At 42.8% G+C, this 23,323-nt stretch carries 21 protein-coding genes and 1 pseudogene; 18 read left to right on the forward strand and 4 right to left on the reverse strand.

Annotated elements, in window-relative coordinates; all coding sequences use genetic code 11:
- Positions 1-9 precede the first annotated feature (9 nt).
- From IQ19_RS08760 to IQ19_RS08770, 3 genes and pseudogenes are all read left to right on the forward strand, one after another.
- On the forward strand, positions 10-885 hold the full coding sequence (locus tag IQ19_RS08760) for a peptidylprolyl isomerase (protein WP_144542036.1): 876 nt from the start codon (positions 10-12) through the stop codon (positions 883-885).
- Positions 886-954: 69 nt separating this feature from the next.
- Positions 955-1,140 (forward strand): hypothetical protein, encoded by a 186-nt coding sequence (locus tag IQ19_RS08765; protein ID WP_415801794.1) that lies wholly within the window; start codon positions 955-957, stop codon positions 1,138-1,140.
- A pseudogene (locus IQ19_RS08770) lies at positions 1,112-1,727 on the forward strand (ABC transporter ATP-binding protein); the annotation flags it as partial. The gene IQ19_RS08765 and the pseudogene IQ19_RS08770, both read left to right, overlap by 29 nt.
- Before the next feature lie 268 nt (positions 1,728-1,995).
- On the opposite strand, the gene IQ19_RS08775 reads toward IQ19_RS08770, so the two are convergent.
- Positions 1,996-2,613, reverse strand: coding sequence for a TetR/AcrR family transcriptional regulator (locus IQ19_RS08775; protein ID WP_144542038.1), 618 nt, complete (start codon positions 2,611-2,613; stop codon positions 1,996-1,998).
- Between the two features lie 548 nt (positions 2,614-3,161).
- On the opposite strand from IQ19_RS08775, the gene kynU reads away from it, so the two are divergent.
- The 6 genes from kynU (at position 3,162) to IQ19_RS08805 (ending at position 9,950) form a co-directional block, all read left to right on the forward strand.
- Positions 3,162-4,433 (forward strand): kynureninase, encoded by a 1,272-nt coding sequence (gene kynU, locus IQ19_RS08780; protein ID WP_144542040.1) that lies wholly within the window; start codon positions 3,162-3,164, stop codon positions 4,431-4,433.
- A complete protein-coding gene (kynB, locus tag IQ19_RS08785) occupies positions 4,430-5,059 on the forward strand; it encodes an arylformamidase (RefSeq protein ID WP_144542042.1) in 630 nt (209 codons plus the stop codon). The genes kynU and kynB overlap by 4 nt, the downstream gene beginning before the upstream one ends.
- Positions 5,060-5,547: 488 nt before the next feature.
- Positions 5,548-6,405, forward strand: a complete 858-nt coding sequence (gene kynA / locus IQ19_RS08790) for a tryptophan 2,3-dioxygenase (protein WP_144542044.1) — start codon at positions 5,548-5,550, stop codon at positions 6,403-6,405.
- Positions 6,406-6,432: 27 nt separating this feature from the next.
- The gene (locus IQ19_RS08795; RefSeq protein ID WP_144542046.1) at positions 6,433-7,776 is read left to right on the forward strand and encodes a sodium-dependent transporter; all 1,344 of its coding nucleotides are present in this window, start codon (positions 6,433-6,435) and stop codon (positions 7,774-7,776) included.
- A gap of 647 nt (positions 7,777-8,423) precedes the next feature.
- Complete coding sequence (locus IQ19_RS08800) at positions 8,424-9,260, forward strand: STAS domain-containing protein (protein WP_144542047.1); 837 nt, start codon at positions 8,424-8,426, stop codon at positions 9,258-9,260.
- 93 nt (positions 9,261-9,353) lie between these two features.
- The gene (locus IQ19_RS08805) at positions 9,354-9,950 is read left to right on the forward strand and encodes an SAM-dependent methyltransferase (protein WP_144542049.1); all 597 of its coding nucleotides are present in this window, start codon (positions 9,354-9,356) and stop codon (positions 9,948-9,950) included.
- 515 nt (positions 9,951-10,465) lie between these two features.
- Here the strand turns inward: IQ19_RS08805 and htpX are convergent.
- On the reverse strand, positions 10,466-11,347 hold the full coding sequence (gene htpX / locus IQ19_RS08810; protein WP_144542052.1) for a protease HtpX: 882 nt from the start codon (positions 11,345-11,347) through the stop codon (positions 10,466-10,468).
- A gap of 210 nt (positions 11,348-11,557) precedes the next feature.
- On the opposite strand from htpX, the gene IQ19_RS08815 reads away from it, so the two are divergent.
- The 3 genes from IQ19_RS08815 to IQ19_RS08825 all read left to right on the forward strand — a co-directional run bounded on the left by IQ19_RS08815 (position 11,558) and on the right by IQ19_RS08825 (position 15,482).
- On the forward strand, positions 11,558-12,289 hold the full coding sequence (locus IQ19_RS08815; protein ID WP_144542337.1) for a DUF1836 domain-containing protein: 732 nt from the start codon (positions 11,558-11,560) through the stop codon (positions 12,287-12,289).
- A 208-nt stretch (positions 12,290-12,497) separates the two neighbouring features.
- Positions 12,498-13,724 carry a DUF819 family protein gene (locus IQ19_RS08820; RefSeq protein ID WP_144542053.1) on the forward strand — a complete coding sequence of 409 codons (1,227 nt, stop codon included), beginning with the start codon at positions 12,498-12,500 and terminating at the stop codon, positions 13,722-13,724.
- A 447-nt stretch (positions 13,725-14,171) separates the two neighbouring features.
- The gene (locus tag IQ19_RS08825) at positions 14,172-15,482 is read left to right on the forward strand and encodes a uracil/xanthine transporter (protein ID WP_144542055.1); all 1,311 of its coding nucleotides are present in this window, start codon (positions 14,172-14,174) and stop codon (positions 15,480-15,482) included.
- Positions 15,483-15,510: 28 nt separating this feature from the next.
- On the opposite strand, the gene IQ19_RS08830 is transcribed toward IQ19_RS08825, so the two are convergent.
- On the reverse strand, positions 15,511-16,383 hold the full coding sequence (locus tag IQ19_RS08830; RefSeq protein ID WP_144542057.1) for an aminoglycoside 6-adenylyltransferase: 873 nt from the start codon (positions 16,381-16,383) through the stop codon (positions 15,511-15,513).
- Positions 16,384-16,967: 584 nt separating this feature from the next.
- On the opposite strand from IQ19_RS08830, the gene IQ19_RS08835 reads away from it, so the two are divergent.
- The 3 genes from IQ19_RS08835 (at position 16,968) to IQ19_RS08845 (ending at position 18,947) form a co-directional block, all read left to right on the forward strand.
- Complete coding sequence (locus tag IQ19_RS08835; RefSeq protein WP_242020943.1) at positions 16,968-17,360, forward strand: hypothetical protein; 393 nt, start codon at positions 16,968-16,970, stop codon at positions 17,358-17,360.
- A gap of 115 nt (positions 17,361-17,475) precedes the next feature.
- The gene (locus IQ19_RS08840; protein ID WP_144542060.1) at positions 17,476-18,246 is read left to right on the forward strand and encodes a MerR family transcriptional regulator; all 771 of its coding nucleotides are present in this window, start codon (positions 17,476-17,478) and stop codon (positions 18,244-18,246) included.
- 134 nt (positions 18,247-18,380) lie between these two features.
- Complete coding sequence (locus tag IQ19_RS08845) at positions 18,381-18,947, forward strand: CBO0543 family protein (RefSeq protein ID WP_144542061.1); 567 nt, start codon at positions 18,381-18,383, stop codon at positions 18,945-18,947.
- A gap of 146 nt (positions 18,948-19,093) precedes the next feature.
- On the opposite strand, the gene galU is transcribed toward IQ19_RS08845, so the two are convergent.
- Positions 19,094-19,954, reverse strand: coding sequence for a UTP--glucose-1-phosphate uridylyltransferase GalU (galU, locus tag IQ19_RS08850; RefSeq protein ID WP_144542063.1), 861 nt, complete (start codon positions 19,952-19,954; stop codon positions 19,094-19,096).
- Positions 19,955-20,185: 231 nt separating this feature from the next.
- Here galU and IQ19_RS08855 point away from each other — a divergent pair, with 231 nt between their 5' ends.
- Genes IQ19_RS08855 through IQ19_RS08865 form a run of 3 tightly spaced genes read left to right on the forward strand, consistent with a single transcriptional unit; the run spans position 20,186 to position 23,305 of the window.
- On the forward strand, positions 20,186-21,865 hold the full coding sequence (locus IQ19_RS08855) for a DUF6044 family protein (RefSeq protein WP_394137741.1): 1,680 nt from the start codon (positions 20,186-20,188) through the stop codon (positions 21,863-21,865).
- 14 nt (positions 21,866-21,879) lie between these two features.
- Positions 21,880-22,917, forward strand: a complete 1,038-nt coding sequence (locus IQ19_RS08860; protein WP_144542067.1) for a glycosyltransferase family 2 protein — start codon at positions 21,880-21,882, stop codon at positions 22,915-22,917.
- Entirely contained in the window at positions 22,871-23,305 is a 435-nt protein-coding gene (locus tag IQ19_RS08865; protein WP_144542069.1) for a GtrA family protein, read from the forward strand. The genes IQ19_RS08860 and IQ19_RS08865 overlap by 47 nt, the downstream gene beginning before the upstream one ends.
- Positions 23,306-23,323 lie beyond the last annotated feature (18 nt).

The raw sequence follows: 23,323 nt of genomic DNA on the forward strand, positions 1-23,323 counted from the left end.
GGGAACAAAATGAAGAATAAAAAAATTTTATATTGGATTTTAGGCAGTGTTTTTACAATCGGAGCAGCGGCAGCCATCTTTTTTACCATACAGAATGATGCGGCAGCGACAGTTAACGGGGAGAAAATCAGCAGGGATGAGCTGCATGAGCGGCTTGTTGACCAGTACGGACAGGAGCTTCTGGATACGCTAATCACCGAGAAAGTGATTGAGCAGGAAGTAAAAAAAGAAAATGTGAAAGTGACACAAGAAGAAATTGATGAGGAAAAAGCCGTTTACGCGGAGTCATACGGCGGTGAGGATGCTTTAAAGCAGACGCTCGAAACAAGCGGCCTGACGATGGCCGATTTTGAGGATGATATCGAATCCTACCTGGCAACGAAGAAGCTGCTCGAACCAAGAATCGACATTACAGAAGATGAAATGAAAACCTATTTTGATCAAAACAAGGACACCTTTGCTCAAGAGGAACAGGTGTCTGCGAGCCATATTTTAGTAGAGGACGAGAAGGCGGCAAAGGAAGTCATTGAGAAGCTGAATGATGGCGGGGACTTCGCAGAGCTGGCAGCTGAATACTCTACAGATGAAAGCAATAAAGATGCGGGCGGAGACCTCGGATTTTTCGGGAAGGGAGACATGGTTGCTGAGTTTGAAGAGGTCGCCTTCTCTCTGGAGCCAGGAAAAATTAGTGAACCTGTTAAAACGGAATATGGTTATCATGTCATCAAGGTAGCAGAAAAGCAGGAAGCCAAAGAAGCGGTCTATGAGGATGTTAAGGAAGAGATCAAAAATACATTAATCGAAACAGAAATGCAGACAGAATATACTGCATGGCTGGAAGAAACATTCGAAGAATATGAGATTGAGAACAATTTAGAGGGCTGAGGGGAAAAATGAAATGAATTTTTTAAAGCGAGCTTTTTTAAGTGTTAAGGCCAGAAAAGGAAAAGCATATTGCAGATCTTTGTGTTTACGGTGATTTGTGTATTAGTGCTGGCAGGCTTGTCCGTCCAGACATCTGCTGAAAAATCAGGTGATCTGGCCCGTCAAAAGCTGGGGGCTGATGTTAAGCTTCAGCACGACATGGAAAAAATGAGAGAACAGGCGATGAGTCAGTTTCGAGAAAGGGAATTTTTATAGCATCATCGGGCCGTCCGGTTCCGGGAAAACAACATTCCTGGCGCTTGCCAGTGCGCTGGATGTTCCGAAAGAGGGAGAAGTCCTGTATGAAGGGAAGGATATCCGGAAGATCGGACTGACCAGGTTCCGAAACAAATTTGTCTCGATTGTCTTTCAATCTTATAATCTGCTTCCGTATATGACTGCATTGCAGAATGTACTAACTGCTATGGAGATTACGGGGTCTTCTGCGAAAAACAAAAAGGCAGTGGCGCTGGAAATGCTGCAGCGGGTCGGGATTTCCGAGATGCAGGCACGGCAAAAAGTGCTTACTTTAAGCGGAGGACAGCAGCAGCGCGTAGCCATTGCCCGGGCATTGTGCTGTGATGCCGAACTGATTGTGGCGGATGAGCCTACTGGAAATCTGGATGAAGATACCGCCTAGGAGATTGTCGGGCTATTGCGGGCACTGGCTCACGAGGAAGGGAAGTGCGTAATTGTTGTTACTCATGACCCGAAGTATTTCCCACGGTTCCGATGTGACGGTGAAGCTGTCGAAAGGGAATATTACGGTTTCATCGAATGATAGAGAGTTGATTCCGAATTAGAAAAAGTTGCCTCCTCCCTTGGCGGGGAGAGGTACCTTTTTGGCGAACATTATTTGTTTCTTAAAACAGACCCGTTGAATGGGAAGTTGTGCATATAATCGAAAAGTGGTGCATAAATGAACAAACCTGAAGCATAAATCGAAAAAGTGATCCGCAAATCTATGAAAGTGGTGCAGCATAAATTTCAAACTTAAAATATCCATTCATAGTACGGGGTGATTTCTATTTTGCAGGTGAATTTTATTAAACCCGGATCAAATTCAATCTATTATTCATACAACCCGCCCGTATACATACTAGTCAAATTCACAATCACATCATCCATCTTATACTTATCCTCGTTCATCACCAGTTCCCACATAAACATTTCATTTGAGTAGAACCAGCCTCTTGCGGTGAGGGATGGATCGAGATGCTGCTTGGCGAGTTTTTGCACCTGGGCATAGCGGATATCCACCGAAATCCGCTCGATGAATCGTTCGCGGATCATATACCATTTATGGTCAATTTCAGGAGAGACCCCGATTGCTTCTTTTACCACTTTCATCATATCCTGCTCATCCAAAGCCAGCTGCAGGAAAAGGCGAACCTGTTTTTTGATATTTTCATAGGCTTCGTCTTTTGTCTGCGGTTTGAAGGGCATCTCGGCCACTTCGTAAAATTGGTTCATCAAATCTTCCATCAAGGTGATAAAAAGTTCATCCTTATTTTTAAAATAGACGTAAGCCGTTCCGTAGCCTGTTTTGGCTTTTTTAATAATTTGCGAGATGGTCGCTTTTTGAAAGCCATTTTCGAGGAAAATTTCTTTTCCGGCTTTCAGGAGTCTGCTGCGCGTCTTAAGGGCTTGCTGCTGCCTTGCCGGCAATTGGTCGATTGAGTTTGTCATGTTTTCATTCCTTTGCCAGTTTGCTTTTATATTTCGAATATTGAAGTATTTTTTTAGTATAAAAGTGTGAAATTTTGACCGTCGATAACTGTCCAGCTCCACAAGGAACGCTTCGACAGCTTAATCATCGCACGACTAAAAGCGTTAGCTTTTAGGAGGAGCGCCTACCCCCTCGAGGTCACAAGCTTGTCTAGTTGCGGCTCCTAGGGACTCAGGGTCATAAGCCGTTTACTATCAGAAGGAAAAACGCCTTCTTACAGGAACCGTCTTATGCCTGAGGCCCGCAGGACAAGGAAGGCTTCGTCAGCATAATCATCGCACGACCAAAAGCGGCAGCTTTTGGGAGGATGGGGGTCATGCAGACGTTGCGACAGGACGTGGCGTCCTTAGTCTGCGTTCCTTCGTGGGCAAGACACTTCCGCTTTTCTTGTAAGTTTAAATGGTTTTGAGTTTTCTGACAACCTTACTGACATTATATCATTGACATAGTGTCAATCAAACTTATATAATTTGCGTAAATAATAAATATTCTGAAAGGTTGGAAATCTATGGATATTACACGTGAATATGCAATCGGACTGGATGCCCAGGATGGTCTGGCATCTTACCGGGAAGAGTTTTATATAAAGGAAAACGGAATTTACTTGGATGGAAACTCCCTTGGCCTGCTATCCAAGCGAGCGGAAAAATCGCTTCTTGATTTACTGGATTCCTGGAAGCACCATGGAATTGACGGCTGGACAGAAGGGGACAATTCTTGGTTCTATTTATCTGAAACACTTGGAAAAGAGCTGGCGCCAATCGTAGGGGCAAATCCGGAAGAAGTAATTGTAAGCGGTTCCACTACCGTTAATTTGCACCAGCTTGTATCTACTTTTTATAAGCCGGAAGGAAAAAGAACGAAAATATTGGCGGACGAATTAAATTTTCCGAGCGATATTTATGCGCTGCAAAGCCAGATTAAGCTGAAGGGCTATGATCCTGCTGAGCATCTTGTCCAAGTAAAGAGCGGGGATGGCCATACGCTGAAAGAAGAAGATATTGTCGCAGCGATGACTGATGAAATTGCGCTGATTGTCCTGCCAGGCGTTTTGTATCGCAGCGGCCAGGTGCTGGATATGGAATATTTGACTGCCGAAGCCCATAAGCGGGGCATCAAGATTGGTTTTGATTTATGTCATTCAGTTGGATCGGTTACACATGAGTTGAGTGCCTGGGATGTCGACTTCGCGTTCTGGTGCAACTATAAGCATTTAAATGGCGGACCAGGCTCCACTGGCGGATTGTTCGTAAACAAGCGTCACTTTGGCAAAGTGCCCGGACTTGCCGGCTGGTTCAGCTCCCGCAAAGATAAGCAATTTGATATGGAGCATGAGCTTACAGTTGCCGAGGATGCAGGCGCATATCAGATTGGAACACCGAATATTTTTAGCATGGCCCCAATTATTGGCTCTCTAAGCATGTTTAATGAAGTAGGGATGGAGAAGATCCGGGAGAAATCCCTTAAACTGACAGGCTATATGATAGATTTGATTAAGCATGAGCTGGACGGACACGGTTTGGTTCTGCGAAATCCGCTTGATGAGAAGAAGCGCGGCGGTCATATTTATTTGGAGCATCCGGAAGCGGCTCGAATCTGCAAAGCGCTGAAGGCAGAAGGAGTCATACCTGATTTTCGTGCGCCGAATGGAATTCGCCTTGCGCCAGTAGCCCTATACAATACATTTGAGGATGTCTGGAAAACAGTGCAGATTTTAAAAGGCATCATGAAAGAGGAAAAATACAAGCAATTTGAAAATAAGCGGGGAGTCGTGGCATGACGAAAAAAGGGTGGATTGATATTTCACAGCCATTAAGCAGCGATATTGCGCACTGGCCTGGCGATACGCCATTCAGTTATGAAACGGCTTTTACAAAAGAGCAAACTGGATCGGTCAATATTGGCCGGATCACAACCAGCCTGCATACCGGCACCCATGTCGATGCACCGTTCCATTTTAATGATGAAGGCGAGAAGATTATTGATCTTGATATTGAGCTGTATATCGGGACTGCGCTTGTGATTGATGTGTCTGGTTATGATCATGTAGATGCTGAAGTATTGCGCGGTTTTGATTTGGAAGGCGTGGAACGTGTGCTGCTGAAAACAGCGGTTCCGAATAATCCGGAAGTGTTCCCGGAAAGGATTTCTGAATTGGCGGCGGATATGGCGGACTACCTGGGCAGTAAAGGCGTGCGACTTCTGGGTGTGGATGTTCCATCCGTTGACCCGCTCGACAGCAAGGATATGGAAACGCACCATGCTTTGTATCGGAATGGCATTCATATTTTAGAAAATATCATGCTTGATGATGTGGAAGAAGGCAATTACGAGCTGATTGCTTTGCCGCTGCCGATTAAAGGGGCTGATGGCAGTCCGGTGCGGGCGGTTATTAGGCCGCTTTAGGGGAAAAGAGTTATTTCAGCAGGCTAAAATGAACGTTAACGGCCGATTTTAGGAATATATTGGCTAAAACTCGCGCAGTTATCGGCCGAATCTAATGATTTAACGGCTAAACTAGAGAGTTTATCGGCCAAACGGCATTTTGCAGTTATCTAGACTTGGATTAGCGAGCAGAAAAAACATTTACCGGCCATTTTTTAGAAAATACCGGCCAAAAATAAACATTTACCGGCCGATTTTAGCAAAATACCGGCCAAACTCTGGGGTTTACCGGCCAAACAATTTATTATCAGGCCGCTCATTCATAGCAGCGGCTCCAATCCTATCTTTATCAGTCCAAAATAAATTTTATTGGTCAGTTTTTCAAATATATGGAAAATCACAAGAGGATATTGGTCAGATTTTCAATATATCCGCCACTTTCCCGATATATTGGTCAGTTGCTGATATACCAGCCTTAAACGAAAGCTAGATTATAAGGAGGATCCACCATGATCAACGAAAAAAACCATCAAGATGTTAACGCAACTACCTCTGAAAAAAGCATCCATACTGATTTTACAAACAACATGACATATGCCGAGTACCTGCAGCTGGATAAGATCCTGTCTGCACAAAACAGGCTTTCCGGCCATCATGATGAGATGCTGTTCATTATTATCCACCAGGTGAGCGAGCTGTGGATGAAGTTGATTCTTCATGAAATGGGCGCAGCCATTAAATCGATTGAAAACAACGACTTATCCACAGCGCAGAAGCGCCTTGCGCGTGTTTCCAAGACGCAATCGCAGATTATCCAGGCATGGGATGTCTTATCTACAATGACGCCGTCCGAGTATATGGAGTTTCGGGATTCTCTTGGCCAGGCATCTGGCTTCCAATCCTACCAGTACCGTATGGTAGAATTTGCGTTAGGCTACAAAACGGAGCATGTTCTCAAAATCTATCAAAAAGATCCTGACCTGCACGCGAAATTAACTGAAGCGTTCGAAGCACCAGGCCTTTACGATGTAGCAATCCGCGCGCTCCACAAAGCAGGACTTGCAATTGACGAAGAAATCCTAAACAGAGATGTAACAAGAACATACAAAGAAAATGATTCCGTGCGTGAGGCTTGGATGACTGTGTATAAAAATCCTGAAAAGTATTGGGAACTTTATGAGCTGGCAGAAAAGCTTGTGGATATTGAAGACTGGCTTCAGCAGTGGCGCTTCCGCCATATGAAAACAGTGGAAAGAATCATCGGCTTCAAAATGGGCACAGGCGGTTCTTCAGGTGTCGGCTATCTGAAAAAAGTACTGGATCAGCGCTTCTTCCCAGAGCTTTGGGATATCCGCACGGAGCTATAAAATAGAGAGATTAACAGGGGGTGTACTATGAGTACAAATCGAGAGCAGTGGTCATCTAAATTCGGTTTTATCATGTCCTCGGCCGGTGCGGCGATCGGCCTGGGGGCCATCTGGAAATTTCCGTACGTAGCCGGAACGAGCGGCGGGGGCGCATTTTTGCTTATGTTTATTGCGTTTACGATTCTGATTGGGCTTCCCATGCTGATTTCAGAATTTATTATCGGACGAGGCGCACAGAAAGAGGCGGTATCTGCTTATTATAAGCTCGCGCCCAATAGCTGGTGGACGATTACAGGTAAGCTTGGCGTAATCGGCTGTTTCCTGCTGCTTTCCTTCTATGCGGTTGTAGGGGGATGGGTGCTAATTTATACGGTTATGGCGGTTGGCGGCCAAATCATTACGCCAGATGCGGCGTACCCTGAATTATTTGGCAGCGTCACATCCACACCAGGTTTGACACTTATCGGTCTTGCAGCATTTTTGCTAATTAATATTATTGTTATTACGTTCGGGATACAAAATGGTATTGAAAAAGCAAGCAAATATATGATGCCGCTTTTATTTGTATTCTTTATTGTGCTTGTGATCCGTGCCTTGACTCTGGAGGGTGCAATGGAAGGGGTTAAATTCTTCCTGAACCCTGATTTCAGCAAGGTCACCGGTGAATCTGCCCTTTACGCACTTGGACAGTCGTTCTTTGCTCTTGCAGTCGGTTTTTCCTGCATGGTTACATACAGCTCTTATTTGGATAAAAAAGTAAGTATTCCTGCATCAGCGGGTTCCGTTGTAGTCATGAATATCTTTATATCCATTCTGGCTGGATTGGCGATATTCCCGGTTGTATTTGCATTTGGCTTCGAGCCTGCAGAAGGTCCTGGCCTGCTGTTCATGGTTCTGCCGGCAGTCTTTTCACAAATTCCAATGGGTGAATTTTTCCTGGCGATCTTCCTGCTTCTATTCTTATTTGCAACACTAACTTCTTCGTTTAGCATGCTGGAAATCATCGTATCTGCTTTTATCGAGAACGGAAAACACACAAGGAAAAAAATCTCCTGGCTTTCCGGAATTGTCGTGTTTGCTGCTGGAATTCCTGCTGCATTGTCATTCAGCTTGCTGGGGGATTTCACAATTTTCGGGAAAAATGTCTTTGATGCAACAGATTTCCTTGTCAGCAATATATTGCTGCCGCTAGGAAGCCTGCTGATCGCGCTGTTTATTTCATATAAGATGAGCAAACAGCTCGTGAAAGACGAATTTACAATCAGCAACACGCTTTCACCTGCCATGTATACAACCTGGAGCTTCCTGATGAAATGGGTGGTTCCGATTACCATTATTGTTGTCTTTATGAGCACGCTAGGCTTTATTTAAAAGGCTGTTTTCCCAAGTATGTTGCTTACAAACTAGTTTTAATTACTGAGTTGATTGGAGTGGAAGGCACTTGACTCCTGCGGGAAGAGAGGGAGCGGGAGACCCCGCAGGCGCGAAACGCCGAGGAGGCTCCCGTTCCTCCCCGCGGAAAGCAAGTGACTGGAGCGGAAATCAACGGGCAAGCTTTATAGTTCAAAAACAACAATCTATACGAAAAGAACCATTTAAAAAAAAGCGCCCGTCTGCGGCGCTTTTTGTGTTCAAAAGGAACTTTTTTATCAATAAGCCGTATACAATAAAAATAAGGGAGCGGGGACTGTGTATGTTTGATATTGGTTGAAAACAGTGATGGTACACCTATGGAGGAGGAGATCCAGCAGCTATCCGAATTGGGATTCCTTCCGGCACCGCTGAGCGGGTGCTTGGTATACAAATTCCTCTAAGCTTAAGGATAAAATTTGTCCGTTTTTATAAAAAAATACATTTTACTTATATCTAAGGTTTAAAGGGAGCAAAATGAGGGTAATTAGTTTTAGGGTTTAATAAAATGTTACTAACCTCTTCCATAATTAAGTTTTCGGGAGGATTTTCCACCGTTTAAACGAATGAGTATAATAGTCAACAAAACAAAGGGGCGTATGCTTAAAATGGAGGCAACTTACAAGGATAGCAAGGATATTGCTGAATTTATCGTTACGAACCGTGGGAATTTTCAGCAAAAGCTATTATCAGAAGCTGTTAATGTGGCTTCAAAAATTAATGAAATTTTACAAAGGGGCAATATCGACCTGTTAAAAAACGCAGAGAGATTGGCTCTGTATGTGACGGAAAATAGAGAAGAAGAGCTGATCGCTTTCGCCAAACAGGAAGGTGTTGCTTGGGCGGAGCATTCCCTGACCCTATCGTTTAAATTGGAATGGGTTCAGGCAATCAGAAGAACACTATGGCATTTCCTTTATCAATTTGACAAGGTAAAAGGATTAAACCAAACGTCCGAAAGCTTTTATAAGCAAGAAAGAGAAGTCAATGACCATGTTGATCAATTCCTTAATAACTTTTTCATCAGCTATTCGGATTATAAAGATGATATGCTAAAATCCCAGCGGAAATTGGTTGAGCATTTATCAGTGCCAATTATTCCAATCAGCTCTTCTGTAGCTGTTCTTCCGCTGATTGGCATGATTGATTCTTACCGGATCCAGACAATTGAAGAAAAAGTCCTGATGGATATTTCTTCAGTCAAAATCCAAACATTGATCATGGATCTTTCCGGTATTGCGGATATGGAAATTGATGTGATTGTTCATTTTAAAAAGATCCTGAGCGGCATTAAAATGATGGGGTGCGACGCAGTCCTTACAGGCTTGCGTGCTGAACTGGTCAGAAAGATGATTCATGCAGGTGTTACCTTCGAAAAACAAGCCGAAACAAAGGGAACACTGCAGCAGACATTGCGTGAATATTTGGTTTTAGAAGCGAAATAATCTGCATACATACATCATGAATGCCTGACACTGCAAATGGACCAACTTGTCCAAGGGCGGTGCCAGGCACTTTTTTATAAGGGGAGCACGCCAATGAAAGAGAAGTATTTTGATGACTTGCTTAATATCCAAACATGCGGGGAGCAGAAAGGATTCCATGAATTTTTCCACTACCACCGCTACGAGCCAACACCTTATGAGGCATTGGAAAAATTGTCTGCAGAATATGAACTGAAAAGCAGTGACCGGGTTGTGGACTTTGGCTGCGGGAAAGGCCGCCTGCCTTTTTATGTTCATTATAAGTTTGGCACTTCCGCTGTCGGAGTGGAGATGAGTGAGGATTTTTATGGTGAGGCCGCTGCCAATTTACAGCGTTATAAAGGAGATAAAGAGCGGATTGAGTTTAAGTGCTGCCTGGCGCAGAAATATGAAATTTTGGCTGAAGACACCCACTTCTATTTTTTTAATCCGTTTACCGTGCAAATTTTTATGAAAGTAGCCAACAATATCCTGAGGTCTGCTGAGGAACATCTGCGGAAGATTGATATCATTTTGTATTATCCTTCTAAGGACTATATATTTTTTCTGGAAAACAGTACCCCTTTTGAACTGCTGAAGGAGGTTGGCCTGGACAAGCAGAATGAAAATGAGCGCTTTTTGGTGTATCGGTTTAATCAAACGTTTGATTGAAAAGAGATTTAAAGTTTTTCCAAGCATAGATAAACAGGGATGAACTAAAGCCAAAGATCATTGATTGGATGAATAAGTCTCCGTTCAGTAGCTGTTCAACAGCTAGATGCGGCAAAACCAGATGATATAAAGAAACAGGGAAAAACCAAATCCTGCCACAATAAGTATAAGTTTGATTTTCCTATAAGGAACTGGATCTAATATATACTTAAGATAGAAAAAGGTAAAATACTGGCGGCAATAATCAGCAGAGAAGCATCAGAAATGTCCAAAACAATATTTTCTTCAGGAAAATCAGATATAAAGAAATTTGCATACCACACTAAATGAAGAGCGAAATTAGCCAATAAAAGGTATAAGAGCAGGTCAGGTCAAAAAATAGCAGAACTGTGAATAATGACGTATGGATGATTCTGCTTTTCAGTTCAGCCCCCCTAGTTCCTGGAAATCCCATTCTAGGATTAACATATCCTTATAAAAAAAGATGCCCCGAAACCTTGGGGCACCCTTTCCTCTTACTTCATGCTCAAGCGTCTAATACGCTCATCCAAATCCGGATGTGTGGAGAACAATGAAGCTTTGCTTCTATTATTAATTTTTAGAGTAGAGATCGCTGTCTGCTCTTCGCCCTTGATGCGGTTGGAGTATGCCTTTAGCATTTGCAGGGCATGTGCCATTTTATCCTTGCCTGCCAGGTCTGCACCGCCGCGGTCCGCATGGAATTCACGGTGACGGGAGTAGGCGAAGACAACAAGGCTTCCCAGAATGGAAAAGGCGATTTGGAACACGATCACGGCAATGAAGTGCACGATCGGTGCCATTTCTTCTCTAACAAATCGCGATGCAACCCAAGCTGCAATGCGGGCTAAGAAGACAACAAATGTGTTGACTACACCTTGAAGCAGAGTCATGGTGACCATATCTCCGTTTGCAATATGCGCAACTTCGTGAGCAATAACGCCTTCAATGGCATCGTCGTCCATTTCCTGCAGCAATCCGGTTGAAACTGCGACAAGGGAACGTTTTTTAGACGGTCCGGTGGCAAATGCGTTCACTTCAGGAGAATGATAGATTCCTACTTCAGGCATATGTGTTAAGCCTGCTGCTCTGGATAGGCGGTGAACCTTTTCCACAATGTCACGTTCAGCTGATGATAGTGATCCATTCGGATCCAGCACTTGGACATTCATCATTTTCTTGGCCATCCAGCGGGACATCAAGAGTGATATGAAGGAGCCAGAGAAACCAATGACAGCACTCACAACCAGCAAGGCACCGAAGTCAATGCCGCCCTGGGCATTGATATAATTTCCTCCGCCAATCAGCGAGAAAATAATACTAATCGTCAATAAGACAAGTACGTTCGTCAATAAAAAGTAAAATATACGCTTACCCATTTCCTCACCCTTATATAAATATTTTTTGTATTTCGAGGTCTTATGAACTTGTCACTTGACTATATTTTATATTTTTTCTAAGAAAATTACAAGAATTTAATACAGTTATGATAGTGTCAAAAGGGAAAACAAAACCAATAGACATTGACTGTTAAATAGGAAACAATTAGGATGGAGACATCTAATAGAAGAACGCAGGGGCTGATAACCTTGGAATTATTCCAGCTATCGAGAAAAAGCATGGCTGATTTTCTCTTCTCCCTAAAAGGGGAAGGGACTTATTCGCCCAAAGAAATCCTTCAGAATGCGTGGGCCGCCGCCCATGAAAAAAGCGGAAAATCAATTGAGGCTTTTTTAGACACAAAAATGCCAGCTATTTTTGAAAAATTGCTAAGAGCTGATTTGCAGAAAATCGGTTTTTCGATAAATGAAATCGTTGCACTGGGAAACCAAATTGAATTTACGAATTTATCTTCGACTGCCGTGCAAAACTGGGTGAAACGAGATGTGAAGGAGCTGATTGGAAGTCCTCAGCTTGGCAAAAAGTATTCTGTCGACCAGGCGGCGATGCTTTTTATCGTGGAGGATCTTAAAGCGACTCTGGATTTCGACTCCATCCGAAAAATTCTTGCTCTCTTATTCAATGATCTTGATGACCGCACAGATGATGTGATTGAACCGATACCATTTTATTCTGCCTATGCAGCTATTTTTGAAAAAGCCCATCATCAAAATATTGTAGGGGAAAGCATGCACGAGCAGATTGAACAATGCATTAAAAAAGAAGCCTTGAGGACGCTGGAGAATTTTCAGGATCTAACCGACCAGCAAAAGGACATTGTTTCCAATATCCTCGTCACAGCATCCTTAACTGTCCTATCGGCGTACTATAAGTCACTTACAAAAAAATACGTAACTGCAACCCTGTTTTTAAATGGGTAACCGAACGCATCGCCAGTTTTACAGCTGGCGATGTTTTTGCCTATCAGGAGTTGCCTATCACTCAGACGCAATCACTGCAGGTTGCGTCTTTTTGATATGGTACCAGGTACCACCCGAATTTTGTCGAAATTGAATATTTTGAATTTTTTTTCTGATATAGCTAATATGTTTATAGTGGTAAAAAATTGTTAAAAGGAGGCAATTGATTTTGGAACATACCCTGATTAAAGCAGATGATTATGTGACGTTGTGGGGGATTATTGTGGTGTGGGCTTCAGCGAGCATTTATTTGGAGCAGCGCTACAGCTGGGCCTCAAAAATTTCAGGTGCAATTGTTGCGCTGATTGGTGCGATCATACTATCGAATACCGGCATTATTCCTACAGCCTCGCCTGTTTATGATGCAGTTTGGACCTTTATTATCCCGCTTGCCATTCCCTTGCTGCTTTTTCATGTGAATTTTAAAAAGATTTGGCAGGAAAGTGGCCGCTTGCTGATTATTTTTCTGATCAGCTCCATCGGTACCGTTGCAGGTGTGATCATCAGTTTCTTTTTACTGAAGGATCATATCCCGATGCTCGATAAAATTGGCGCCATGCTCAGCGCGTCCTATATTGGCGGGGGAGTGAACTTTGCGGCCATGGCGGCGAAGTTTGAAACACCGGGGGAAATGGTATCTTCAGCGGTTGTCGCTGACAATTTAATGATGGCCATATATTTCGTCGTCCTGATGATGATTCCGGCCATGAGCTTTTTCAGAAGCCGTTTTAAAGCTCCGCATGTTGAAAAAGTGGAAAGAGGCAGTGTAGGAGAAGAGGGCAAGACGCTTGCTGAAAGCTTTTGGAAGCGGAAGGATATTTCGTTGATGGATATGGCAATGTCGGTTGGAACGGCCTTTCTGCTCGTTATTGTTTCTTTTAAAATAGCAGAATTCCTGGATGGATTCATTCCTTCTGGCGATGAAACTTCATTCTTTTTGAATCTGCTTAATGGGCTATTCGGCGACAAGTATTTAATGCTGACGACTTTGACATTCCTATTTCTGGCGTTGTTTCCGAAGTACTTTGAATCGATTAACGGAAGCCAGGAAATCGGAACTTTCCTGATCTACTTGTTCTTTGTCGTCATCGGCATTCCGGCATCCATTCCACTCATTATTCAAAATGCCCCACTGCTGCTGGTGTTCGTTTTCATTATCATCGTGGTAAATATGGCGGTATCATTAACAGCCGGGAAACTATTAAAATATGATCTTGAAGAAATTCTCCTGGCCAGCAATGCGAACGTCGGAGGCCCGACAACTGCTGCAGCCATGGCGATAGCAAAAGGCTGGAAGGATCTGATTGGACCGATTCTGGTCGTCGGAACGCTCGGATACATTATCGGCAACTATGTTGGCACCACGCTTGGACTGTGGTTTTCCGGTTTTATGTAAAAATAGTATCCATCCCGCAATCTTTATTGCGGGTTTTTCCTATTCCGGAAAAAAGCTATACGTATAAAAAATCACGATTAAAATGCCGCCTATTAATAAGAAGGCAGATAGAAAAGTCTTTGCGCTGTCTAATTATTGAACCCCGCAAAACTGTTAAAATTTATATCGGCCAATTATCCAACTTTTTCGGTCACTTTTTGGATATTTCGGTCAGATTTTCATTTTATCGGTCACTTTTAAAATATATAGGTCAGATTTCCAATATATCGGTCAGTTGTTGATATACTGGTCTTCTGGCCACATGCAGATTAAGTTCCGCTCTATTAAATGAACTTCCAATTTTCTTCAAGTGAAATCCAAAGAAATTTATCAGGATTTATATTATAATAATAGCTAGTTTATTTTTTAGAGAGACGAAACTTTTGATTGGAAAGCGGTGTTGACAGCATGAATAAGCGGTTTGGTACCGTTACGATTTTTTCTTCCGTACAATGGCTTTTCTTTATATTTGCGAATACAGTGATGATCCCCATTTCAGTAGGGACGGTCTTCCAGCTGCCCAGTGAAACGATTGCGATGATGCTAAGAGCCTCGCTTGTATTTACGGGGCTTGCATCAATTTTCCAGGGGTGGACAGGGCATCGCTATCCGTTGATGGAGGGCCATTCTGGCTTGCTTTGGGGAGTCATTTTAAATTTGGGATTATCGGCATCCTCCCTGGGAATGAGCTATTCCGAAATAGGCGGAGGAATCGCGACAGGGGTACTCTTGGCTTCAACAGTAACTTTAATTCTTGCAGCTTTTAATGGAATGTCGCTATTAAAATCGATCTTTAACCCGATGGTGATGTCAGTTTATCTGTTTCTATTAACCTTTCAGCTGATTTTTATCTTTTTCAAAGGCATGATGAAAGTCAGTGAGCAGGGCACGATTGATGTTCCCATTACTTTATATTCTTTTGCACTCGTCATTTTTGTTAGTCTATTAAAATTAAAAGGGAATGGCATCATCAGCAATTTTTCCATTTTAATAGGGCTGCTGGCCGGATGGATTGGCTATGATTTGTTATTCATGAGTGAGGGGCAGCAAGGGACGGCGTCGGCCGGGGAAGTGAGCTTTACGCTGTTTCCATTGGGACAGCCTAACCTCGAAATCGGAATTATCGCCGTCACTTTCTTTGCTGGATTGATGAACCTGAGCAACACAGTCGCTTCGATTAGCTCGGGAGATACGCTATTTAAAAAAGAATCTGGTAAGAGGGAGTACCGGGGTTCGATTTTTTTTACAGCCGTCTTCACAGTGATCGGCAGCGGATTTGGCCTGGTGCCATATACGCCATTCACTTCATCAATTGGATTTTTGCAGAGCACACGAATTTTAATGAAAACGCCATTTTTCCTTGGGGGTGCACTGCTGGCCGTGATTGGCCTGATCCCGCCGCTAGGATCATGGCTTGCCGGCATGCCGGTCACTGTCGGAAACGCTGTGCTGTTTGTTGCTTATTTGCAGCTTTTCGGAACGGCTTTTAATAGCTTAAACGGAAAAACCTTTAATTCGGATACGATTTTCCGTCTGGCAGCGCCGGTGCTCATCGGCATTAGCTTAATGAACACACCGCCTGCCTTGTTCGCTGATTTGCCAGTCCTGATCCAGCCATTTATATCAAATGGGCTCATCATGGGCGTGCTCCTCTCCATTCTCATGGAAAAGATGGTGAACTGGTCAGCATTTGAACAATTCGAATTGAAAAATAACTGAAAAAGGCCCCCTGGGTAGGGGGTTTTTTTTAATAGATAGACATTGCATCAGCAGGCAGATTTCGAACATGCTTCAAAAATGCTGTCACCCGTTTATCGTCTTCATAAGGGTAATCATAGCCCAGCTGTCCAGCGACCATGACAGCCGTTTTTCTGAAAAGATCGCACATAGTGAAGAGTGCTTCCCAAATGTTTTCAAAATCGGCATCAGAATAGGTTGATCTAAATTGCTCCCACTCTTCCTCTGTCAGATAATTTCGCATATCTTTTCCGAACTTGCCAGCGCTTTTTGTAAAACCGGTCTCGATGCCAATCTTCCATTCCATCATCTTAATCATTACATTGCGGTTGATTTGCTCATGCATAAACATGGCATATGTAAGCTCCTGACGCCAAAGCCCCTTGCTGATGTTCAGGCCGATCCACCAAAACTCGTTGCAGAGATCGGCAAACTCCTTAGCAGTCGGCTTTCTAATCCAATAATCCCGATCGCTCGAAGGAGGAAGGGAGCCAACAAGGCCATCCTTATCAAGAAGCAGGACAGTCAAGCTGTCGCGTTGCAGGAGTTCATCCATTTTTCCAACAGAAATCAAGGTCAAATCAATACGATTCCCGTCCATAAACTGCATAAGGTAAGGAAAACGGCCGCTGCCATCAGCCGGAGGCAGCACCTTCTCCTCAGGCAGCTGCATCATAATCCGTTCGCCAAACACATCCACCCAGCTATGATCACGGGTAAAAGATTCGATTTTCCTCACAAGGTACACGATATCGTAATCTTGAAAGATATCTTTTTTCACATTCGGATTCGTGCGCGAACCATTCATGATAACCGCTCGTATCCGATCATCTTGCTTGGCTGTTAATAAAATTAATTCCATCATTTCGGTTTCGGATCTCATATGGCCTCCATGCCTCTTTTTGTCTTTCTTACTAATATACTTCGCCAATTGGGTATACCCTTCCAATTAAAAAAATTAAATGTTTTAAGAGAAGGATAGGGTAACATAAAGTGAACATAAAGCCGAAAATTTCCCAATAGAGAGAAAGAAGAAGGTCGCCATGAAGCGTTCAGGAAGCCGAAAGTCACCTCAGAGAGAGAAGAAAGGTCGCCATGAAGCGTGCATAAAGCCGAAAATCACCTCAAAGATAGAAGAAAGGTCGCCATGAAGCGTTCATGAAGCCGAAAATCACCTAGAGATAGAAGAAAGGTCCCCCTAAGCCCAGACCATTGCATTAAAGGAATTGCAGTAAAAAAAGTGCCTGCACCGCAAAGGAACATATATTTGATCCAGAAGCGGCTGCAGGCATTTTTTTGACCTGATATATAGTTGGCCTAAGCCTGTTAAACGGGGAAATTTAAATTTATCCGCGAAACTCCTACCCAATCTTCTAAAAGGACACAAACGAATGTTCTTTAGGACACGCATAACACCGCCTCTTCCAAAATAAGATGAAGTATCATCTGAGAAAAGAGGCGATCGATTTGGTAAACAGCGAGAGCATCCTTACAAAAGATATGCTGGTCCGTTTTGTTGAGTTGAACCGCAGGAAAAAGGATTTGGAAACCGAGCTGGAAAAACTAAAAGATCTGTTCCACCAGTATTTCGATACGGCAGTCGGACAGAATGAGAAAGGTGAAGTCACGATCGATAATTACAAACTGCAACGGCAGATTCGAAAATTGGAGAAATTTGATCAGGAAACGACTGTTCAAAAGCTGGAAAAACTGAACTTCCTGGACCTTATTCAAAAAAGGCCAGATGAAGGAAAAATTAAATCTGCATTGGACCTTGGATTGATTAAGGAGCAGGATCTGGAAGGATGCAGGATGATAAAAACAACGGGAGCTCTCCTAGTGAAGCAGCTGGACAGGTGAATGGGCCCCAAGAGGCAAATTTTTTATAAAAACCATTTGACCTTCACGCTGCGTAAAGGTGTATCGTAATAAGCAGAAAGTACTTTCTATATTTTCGAAAGGAGGATATTTCCGTATGGAGTACACAGTGCAAAAGCTTGCTCAGCTGGCGGGGGTGAGTACAAGGACTCTAAGGTATTATGATGAAATTGAGATTCTTAAGCCGGCAAGAACCAATTCGTCGGGATACCGGATTTATGGCCAGCGGGAGGTTGACAGGCTGCAGCAGATCCTTTTTTACCGAGAGCTTGGCGTTAGCTTGGATCAGATTAAAGAGCTCATTTCAGCACCAGCTTTTGATGCTGCGGATGCACTGAAGGAGCATCGCGAGAAACTCCTTGAGAAAAGAATACAGCTGGATTTGCTTATTGCGAATGTAGAAAAAACCATTGCGTCAGTAGAAGGGAGAACGACCATGTCAGACAAGGAAAAGTTTGAAGGATTCAAAAAGAAGATGATTGATGATAATGAGAAAAAGTACGGGAAAGAAATCCGTGAAAAATACGGGGATGAGACTGTAGAAAAGGCAAATGCCAAGGTTATGAATATGACCCAGGAGGAGCATGAGGCTGTTACCCAGTTGGCTGAGAAAGTGAATAGCACTTTAGCTGAAGCGATTCAATCAGGCAATCCGGCAGGTGAACTTGCGCAAGAAGCAGCCGATCTTCATAAACAATGGATCACGTTTTATTGGAGTGAATATAGCAAAGAGGCCCATGCAGGCCTTGCGGAAATGTATGTGGCAGACGAAAGATTTAAAGCCTATTATGATAAAATTCATCCAAATGCCGCAGAGTTTTTAAGGGAAGCGATTTTGATTTATGCAGGACTAAAAGGTGAATACTAAGAGGAGAGCGGTTGGCTTAGGCCAGCCGCTTTTTTGTATACATATATTATTAAATACATCGGTTTACTGTATGTAACTTCTTGCGTGGGGAAAGATGAATAGAATGTACAAGAACTCGCACAGCAGGTGATGCTATGAGTAAATTTCCTTCATACGAAGAGGTGCAAAAAGTTAGGGAAAAGTTAAGGGATGTTTCTTTTGAACATTGGGTGCAGGACGATTTGTTTAGCTTTAACTGGTGGCTGTTAATGGCTGCCACCATTCTTCCTTTTTTTATTTGGTGGAGGCTGGTGGAAAAGGAGCGTTTTTTTGAAATCCTTGCTTTCGGTTTAATGTGTGGGGTCTTTGCGTGTTTTCTGGATGTATTGGGTGTTGATCTTTTGCTATGGGGATACCCTGATAAATTGTTTCATTTTATCCTGCCATTAATGCCTGCAGATTTTGTGGTCATCCCGGTTTCAGGGATGCTGATTTATCAATATTTCCGCACATGGAAAAGCTTTAGCGCAGCATCGGTCATTCTAGCCGCCATTTTTGCCTATATCATTGAACCTTTATTTAGCCTTTTGAATATATTCGAACTGATTCATTGGAAGCATACTTATTCGTTTATTGGCTTTATTCTCTTGTTTTTGGCTGTTTGTTTCGTGGTTTTGGGATTAAAGAAGATCAGCGCAGAAAAGAGCGGTGAAAACCTTTGAGGATGAGGGCTTTTCCTTATTTCATTATCATGCCCGGCCTTGGGACATGTTGGACAGGAATCCAAAAAAATCATCCATCCGCCAGATGATCCAAGATGCATGGAGATAGCCCAGGTCTCACCTTGACGGATATAAATGATAAAAATTCATAGGCGAATTTGCTTCAAATATAGTAATAGTTTCTCCTTCAGGTCAGGTCTTTGCAAAGCAAAGTCAATAGAGGCTTTTAAAAACCCAAATTTATCGCCAACATCATAACGATTGCCCTGGATTAAATAAGAATACATTCTCTCGTGGCCGAGTAATAAATGAAGCGCATCTGTCAGCTGTAATTCTCCCTTGCTGTCAGGCTTGCCGTTTTCAAGCATTTCAAAAATAGATGGAGTTAAAATATATCGGCCAATAATGGCATGGGTTGAGGGAGCGGTATCGATTGGGGGTTTTTCAACAAGGCTGTCAACTTTATATAATGCGTCCCGCTGCTCTGAGTAACCGACTATCCCATATTTACTTACTTCAGAAATGGGAACCTCACTGCATCCAAGGATACTCGTACCCATTTTGTTATATTGCTCGATCATCTGCAGCAATGCTGGCTTTTTGCCGTCAATGATGTCATCACCGAGAAGGACAGCGAAGGGCTGATGGCCAATAAATTTTTTGGCGCATAAAATGGCGTGGCCCAACCCAAGAGGATCCTTTTGCCTGACATAATGAATATCTGCCAGATTGGAAATTTCGCGAACTTCCTCAAGAATTTCCAGCTTTCCGTTCTTCTTCAGCAATAATTCCATTTCAACTGATTTATCGAAATGATCTTCAATGGCCCTTTTATTCCTGCCGGTTATGATGATGATATCTTCAATCCCCGAAGCGATTGCTTCTTCAACAATATATTGGATGGCCGGCTTGTCGACGATAGGGAGCATTTCCTTTGGCTGAGCCTTTGTGGCCGGCAGAAAACGCGTTCCGAGGCCTGCAGCAGGAATTACCGCTTTTTTAATCATATAACCCCTCCCATTTTTCCACAGTCTTCCCCCAGCATGAACCGCCATTTAGTTATAGGCTATCTATGGGTTACTGTAATACATCAGCTTGCAGGCAGCTTCACTTTATTTTTATGATGCCGGCAGGTTGTATTATCCCCTTTATTGGGTTGAATATGGATGTTCCGGAATATTTTGCACCAGTTCGTGAACCCTAACCTATAAATAATCTTGAACCTAGAGGTGTAAAGGTTGCAGTTGAAAAAAATAACAGCCGAGAAAAAACTTCTTATCCTTGCCTTTATTGCTTTAGCTTTGTTTGTGTCTCCGTTGTACATATTAGGTGAAAACGCTCATATTCGCGTTCACGATAATTTGGATTCCAATCTTGCATGGTATAAAGTCCTCGCCGAAAGCGGCCAGCTTACAGGGCCGATTGATGCAGTCATTCCGCAAATTATGAACGGAAACCTATCCCGGAACGCGTTTGGCTCTGAATTCACCTTAATTGTTTGGCTTTATGCTCTCTTTCCGGCCATGATTGCCTATGCTCTCAGCCAGACGATTACAAGAGTGTTTGCTTTTATTGGAATGTATTTGCTTTTGAAAAAGCATTTTCTTAAAGAAGAGAAGTGGGCACCGGTTACGATTGGGACAGCGCTGGCATTTGCCTTCACTCCATTTTGGCCATCCGGTATGCTGAGCACTCTTGGGATGCCGCTTGCGCTTTGGGCATTTTTAAATATCAGGCAAGGGGAAAGATCCTTGAGAAACATCCTTGTCTTAACCTTATTGCCCATGTATGCGAGCATCGTTCTGGGATTTTTCTTTTTCCTGAGTGCCATGGGAATCTTTTGGCTGACAGATGTAATCAGAAAAAGAAAGTGGAATTGGCCATTTCTATTATCGATTGCTTATATGACCGGAATATTTTTTATTGTTGAATACAGGCTTGTTTATTCCTTTCTATTTGACGATGAACCAAACAGCCGTGATGAATATTTCCATGCAAGGTTAACCTTTTGGCATTGCCTCCGGCTGACATTTAAAAATTTTGCTCTGGGACACCACCATGCTGCAACCATCCACACCTTAGTCATCCTCCCGCTTATGTTCATAGCCCTTTTCATGATTATTTGGCAAAAGAACTGGAAAGATGAAAAGGTGTTTTTGTTCCTTTTTTTCCTAAACTTTGCTTTATCAGCATGGTATGCCTTCTGGTTTTACAAAGGCTGGCTGCCGCTTACTGAGCGCTTTCATGTTCTTGATACATTCAACTTTGCCAGGTATCACTTCTTACGGCCTCTGGTTATTTATGTTCTTTTTGCCCTGTCCTTGAAAATCATTTGGTCCCGTGGCCAGTTTTGGAGGCGGCAGGTTCCCGTTTTTGTGCTGGCACAAGTGATTGTCGCTTTATTTTTTAATGAAGAAATTCTCTTTCAGGATAAGCCTACTGTAAAGCAATTTTATGCAGAAAAGCAGTTTACTGATATTAAGAACTATATTGGGCGCCCGCAGGAAGATTACCGTGTCGCAAGCATCGGCCTTCACCCTGCCATCGCCCAGTATAATGGCTTCTACACTTTAGATACGTATAACAATTTTTACCCCTTAACGTACAAATATCAGTTTCGGACAATAATTGAAAAAGAACTGGAAAAAAACAAAAGAATCCGCATCTACTTTGATGAATGGGGTGGAAGGTGCTATATCTTTACGGACGAGCTCGGAAAGCATTATATGTTTAAAAAGCATACGAAAAAAAGGCTGAAAAACCTTCAATTGAATACAGGTGCATTCAAGGCAATGGGTGGTTCTTATATTTTTTCATCCGTTCCAATCGATAATGCTGCAGATAACGCTCTGCACTTAGAAAAGGTTTTTGAATCAAAAAGCTCTATATGGAAAATCTACCTTTATAAAGCCATATAATCAGGAGGAAAAAAATGAACAACCCAGTACTCACCATCGTGGTTCCTTGCTATAACGAAGAGGAGGTACTGCCGGAAACGATTAAACAACTTAGCCAATTGCTTGAAGAACTGGAGAACGAAAATCTAGCTTCGGATAAAAGCAAAATTCTGTTTGTGGATGACGGAAGCAAAGATCGGACTTGGCCAATCATTTACAAGCAAAGCTTAAATAATGATAAGGTTAGGGGAATAAAGCTTTCCAGAAATGTGGGGCACCAGAATGCATTGCTTGCTGGTTTATCAGCAGCAGGAAAGGCCGCGGATTGTGCTGTTTCAATCGATGCGGATCTTCAGGACGATATTTCAGTAATCCGGGAGTTTATGTTGAAATTCCGGGAAGGGTATGAAATTGTCTATGGTGTAAGGAGAAAACGGGATACTGATACTTTTTTCAAAAGAAGCACTGCTCAGGGATTCTATAAGATGATGAAGAAGATGGGAGTCGATCTTGTTTATAATCACGCAGACTTCCGCTTAATGAGCAAACGTGCGTTGGAAGAACTTCAACGATATGAGGAGACAAACATGTTCCTGCGCGGGATCGTGCCATTGCTCGGATTTAAAACGGCCAGTGTGTATTATGATCGTAAAGAACGGCTTGCGGGAGAGTCCAAGTATCCTTTGAAAAAAATGATTGCCTTTTGCTTTGAAGGCATTACCTCATTTTCTGTTACACCGATCCGAATGGTCATGGCATTGGGGATATGCTCATTTTTTATTAGTCTTCTATTTGGCATTTACTTTCTTGGATTAAGGTTTTTTGGTGAAACCGAAACCGGCTGGACTTCCTTGATTACTTCAATCTGGATGCTTGGCGGGCTGCAGCTTACGGCTATTGGCTTAGTGGGGGAATATATTGGGAAAATATATAAAGAAACAAAGAGGAGACCAAAATTTTCAGTAGAAATTGATGCTTTTAATATGCCTATTTCCCCTCACCTGGCTTCGGACGGAGGAACTGAAAATGAGTTCACTGGCATTAATTTTGGAAAATTATCTGAAACGAACTAATACCTTTATTCGTTTTTTGATTGTTGGAGCGGTTAATACGTTGGCTGGTCTATCTATTATATTTATCCTTTTGAATTTAATCGGAATGTCATACTGGACAGCTACTTTTATCGGAAATAGCATTGGAGCTGCAATCAGCTATTATCTAAATAGGGCCTTTACTTTTCAGAGTAAGGCCTGCATTCAAAAGAGTGCTGTCCGTTTTATTTCTGTCATTTTATTTAGTTACTTTCTTTCTTATGCAATAAGCGATTTGGCCGCAGAGGTCGTGCAGGATTTTAACCTTTCGGGGTATGAACTTTCCCGTGTAGAGCTTGCCGTATTCATGGGAGCAGCGATTTACACGCTAACCAATTATTTTGGACAGAAATATTTTGTTTTTAAATGACTCTTCATCCAGGTAACC

Origin of the sequence: Cytobacillus oceanisediminis, assembly GCF_007830235.1 — a bacterium.
Classification (GTDB): domain Bacteria; phylum Bacillota; class Bacilli; order Bacillales; family Cytobacillaceae; genus Cytobacillus; species Cytobacillus oceanisediminis.

What these genes read in the sequence shown, in the direction of transcription:
- IQ19_RS08840 (WP_144542060.1), top strand. Translation starts at nt 17,476, where the DNA reads ATGGAGTACACAGTGCAAAAGCTTGCTCAGCTGGCGGGGGTGAGTACA.
- kynU (WP_144542040.1), top strand. Translation starts at nt 3,162, where the DNA reads ATGGATATTACACGTGAATATGCAATCGGACTGGATGCCCAGGATGGT.
- IQ19_RS08800 (WP_144542047.1), top strand. Translation starts at nt 8,424, where the DNA reads ATGGAGGCAACTTACAAGGATAGCAAGGATATTGCTGAATTTATCGTT.
- IQ19_RS08865 (WP_144542069.1), top strand. Translation starts at nt 22,871, where the DNA reads ATGAGTTCACTGGCATTAATTTTGGAAAATTATCTGAAACGAACTAAT.
- kynB (WP_144542042.1), top strand. Translation starts at nt 4,430, where the DNA reads ATGACGAAAAAAGGGTGGATTGATATTTCACAGCCATTAAGCAGCGAT.
- kynA (WP_144542044.1), top strand. Translation starts at nt 5,548, where the DNA reads ATGATCAACGAAAAAAACCATCAAGATGTTAACGCAACTACCTCTGAA.
- IQ19_RS08860 (WP_144542067.1), top strand. Translation starts at nt 21,880, where the DNA reads ATGAACAACCCAGTACTCACCATCGTGGTTCCTTGCTATAACGAAGAG.
- IQ19_RS08845 (WP_144542061.1), top strand. Translation starts at nt 18,381, where the DNA reads ATGAGTAAATTTCCTTCATACGAAGAGGTGCAAAAAGTTAGGGAAAAG.
- htpX (WP_144542052.1), bottom strand. Translation starts at nt 11,347, where the DNA reads ATGGGTAAGCGTATATTTTACTTTTTATTGACGAACGTACTTGTCTTA.
- IQ19_RS08795 (WP_144542046.1), top strand. Translation starts at nt 6,433, where the DNA reads ATGAGTACAAATCGAGAGCAGTGGTCATCTAAATTCGGTTTTATCATG.
- IQ19_RS08830 (WP_144542057.1), bottom strand. Translation starts at nt 16,383, where the DNA reads ATGAGATCCGAAACCGAAATGATGGAATTAATTTTATTAACAGCCAAG.
- IQ19_RS08760 (WP_144542036.1), top strand. Translation starts at nt 10, where the DNA reads ATGAAGAATAAAAAAATTTTATATTGGATTTTAGGCAGTGTTTTTACA.
- galU (WP_144542063.1), bottom strand. Translation starts at nt 19,954, where the DNA reads ATGATTAAAAAAGCGGTAATTCCTGCTGCAGGCCTCGGAACGCGTTTT.
- IQ19_RS08805 (WP_144542049.1), top strand. Translation starts at nt 9,354, where the DNA reads ATGAAAGAGAAGTATTTTGATGACTTGCTTAATATCCAAACATGCGGG.
- IQ19_RS08775 (WP_144542038.1), bottom strand. Translation starts at nt 2,613, where the DNA reads ATGACAAACTCAATCGACCAATTGCCGGCAAGGCAGCAGCAAGCCCTT.
- IQ19_RS08825 (WP_144542055.1), top strand. Translation starts at nt 14,172, where the DNA reads ATGAATAAGCGGTTTGGTACCGTTACGATTTTTTCTTCCGTACAATGG.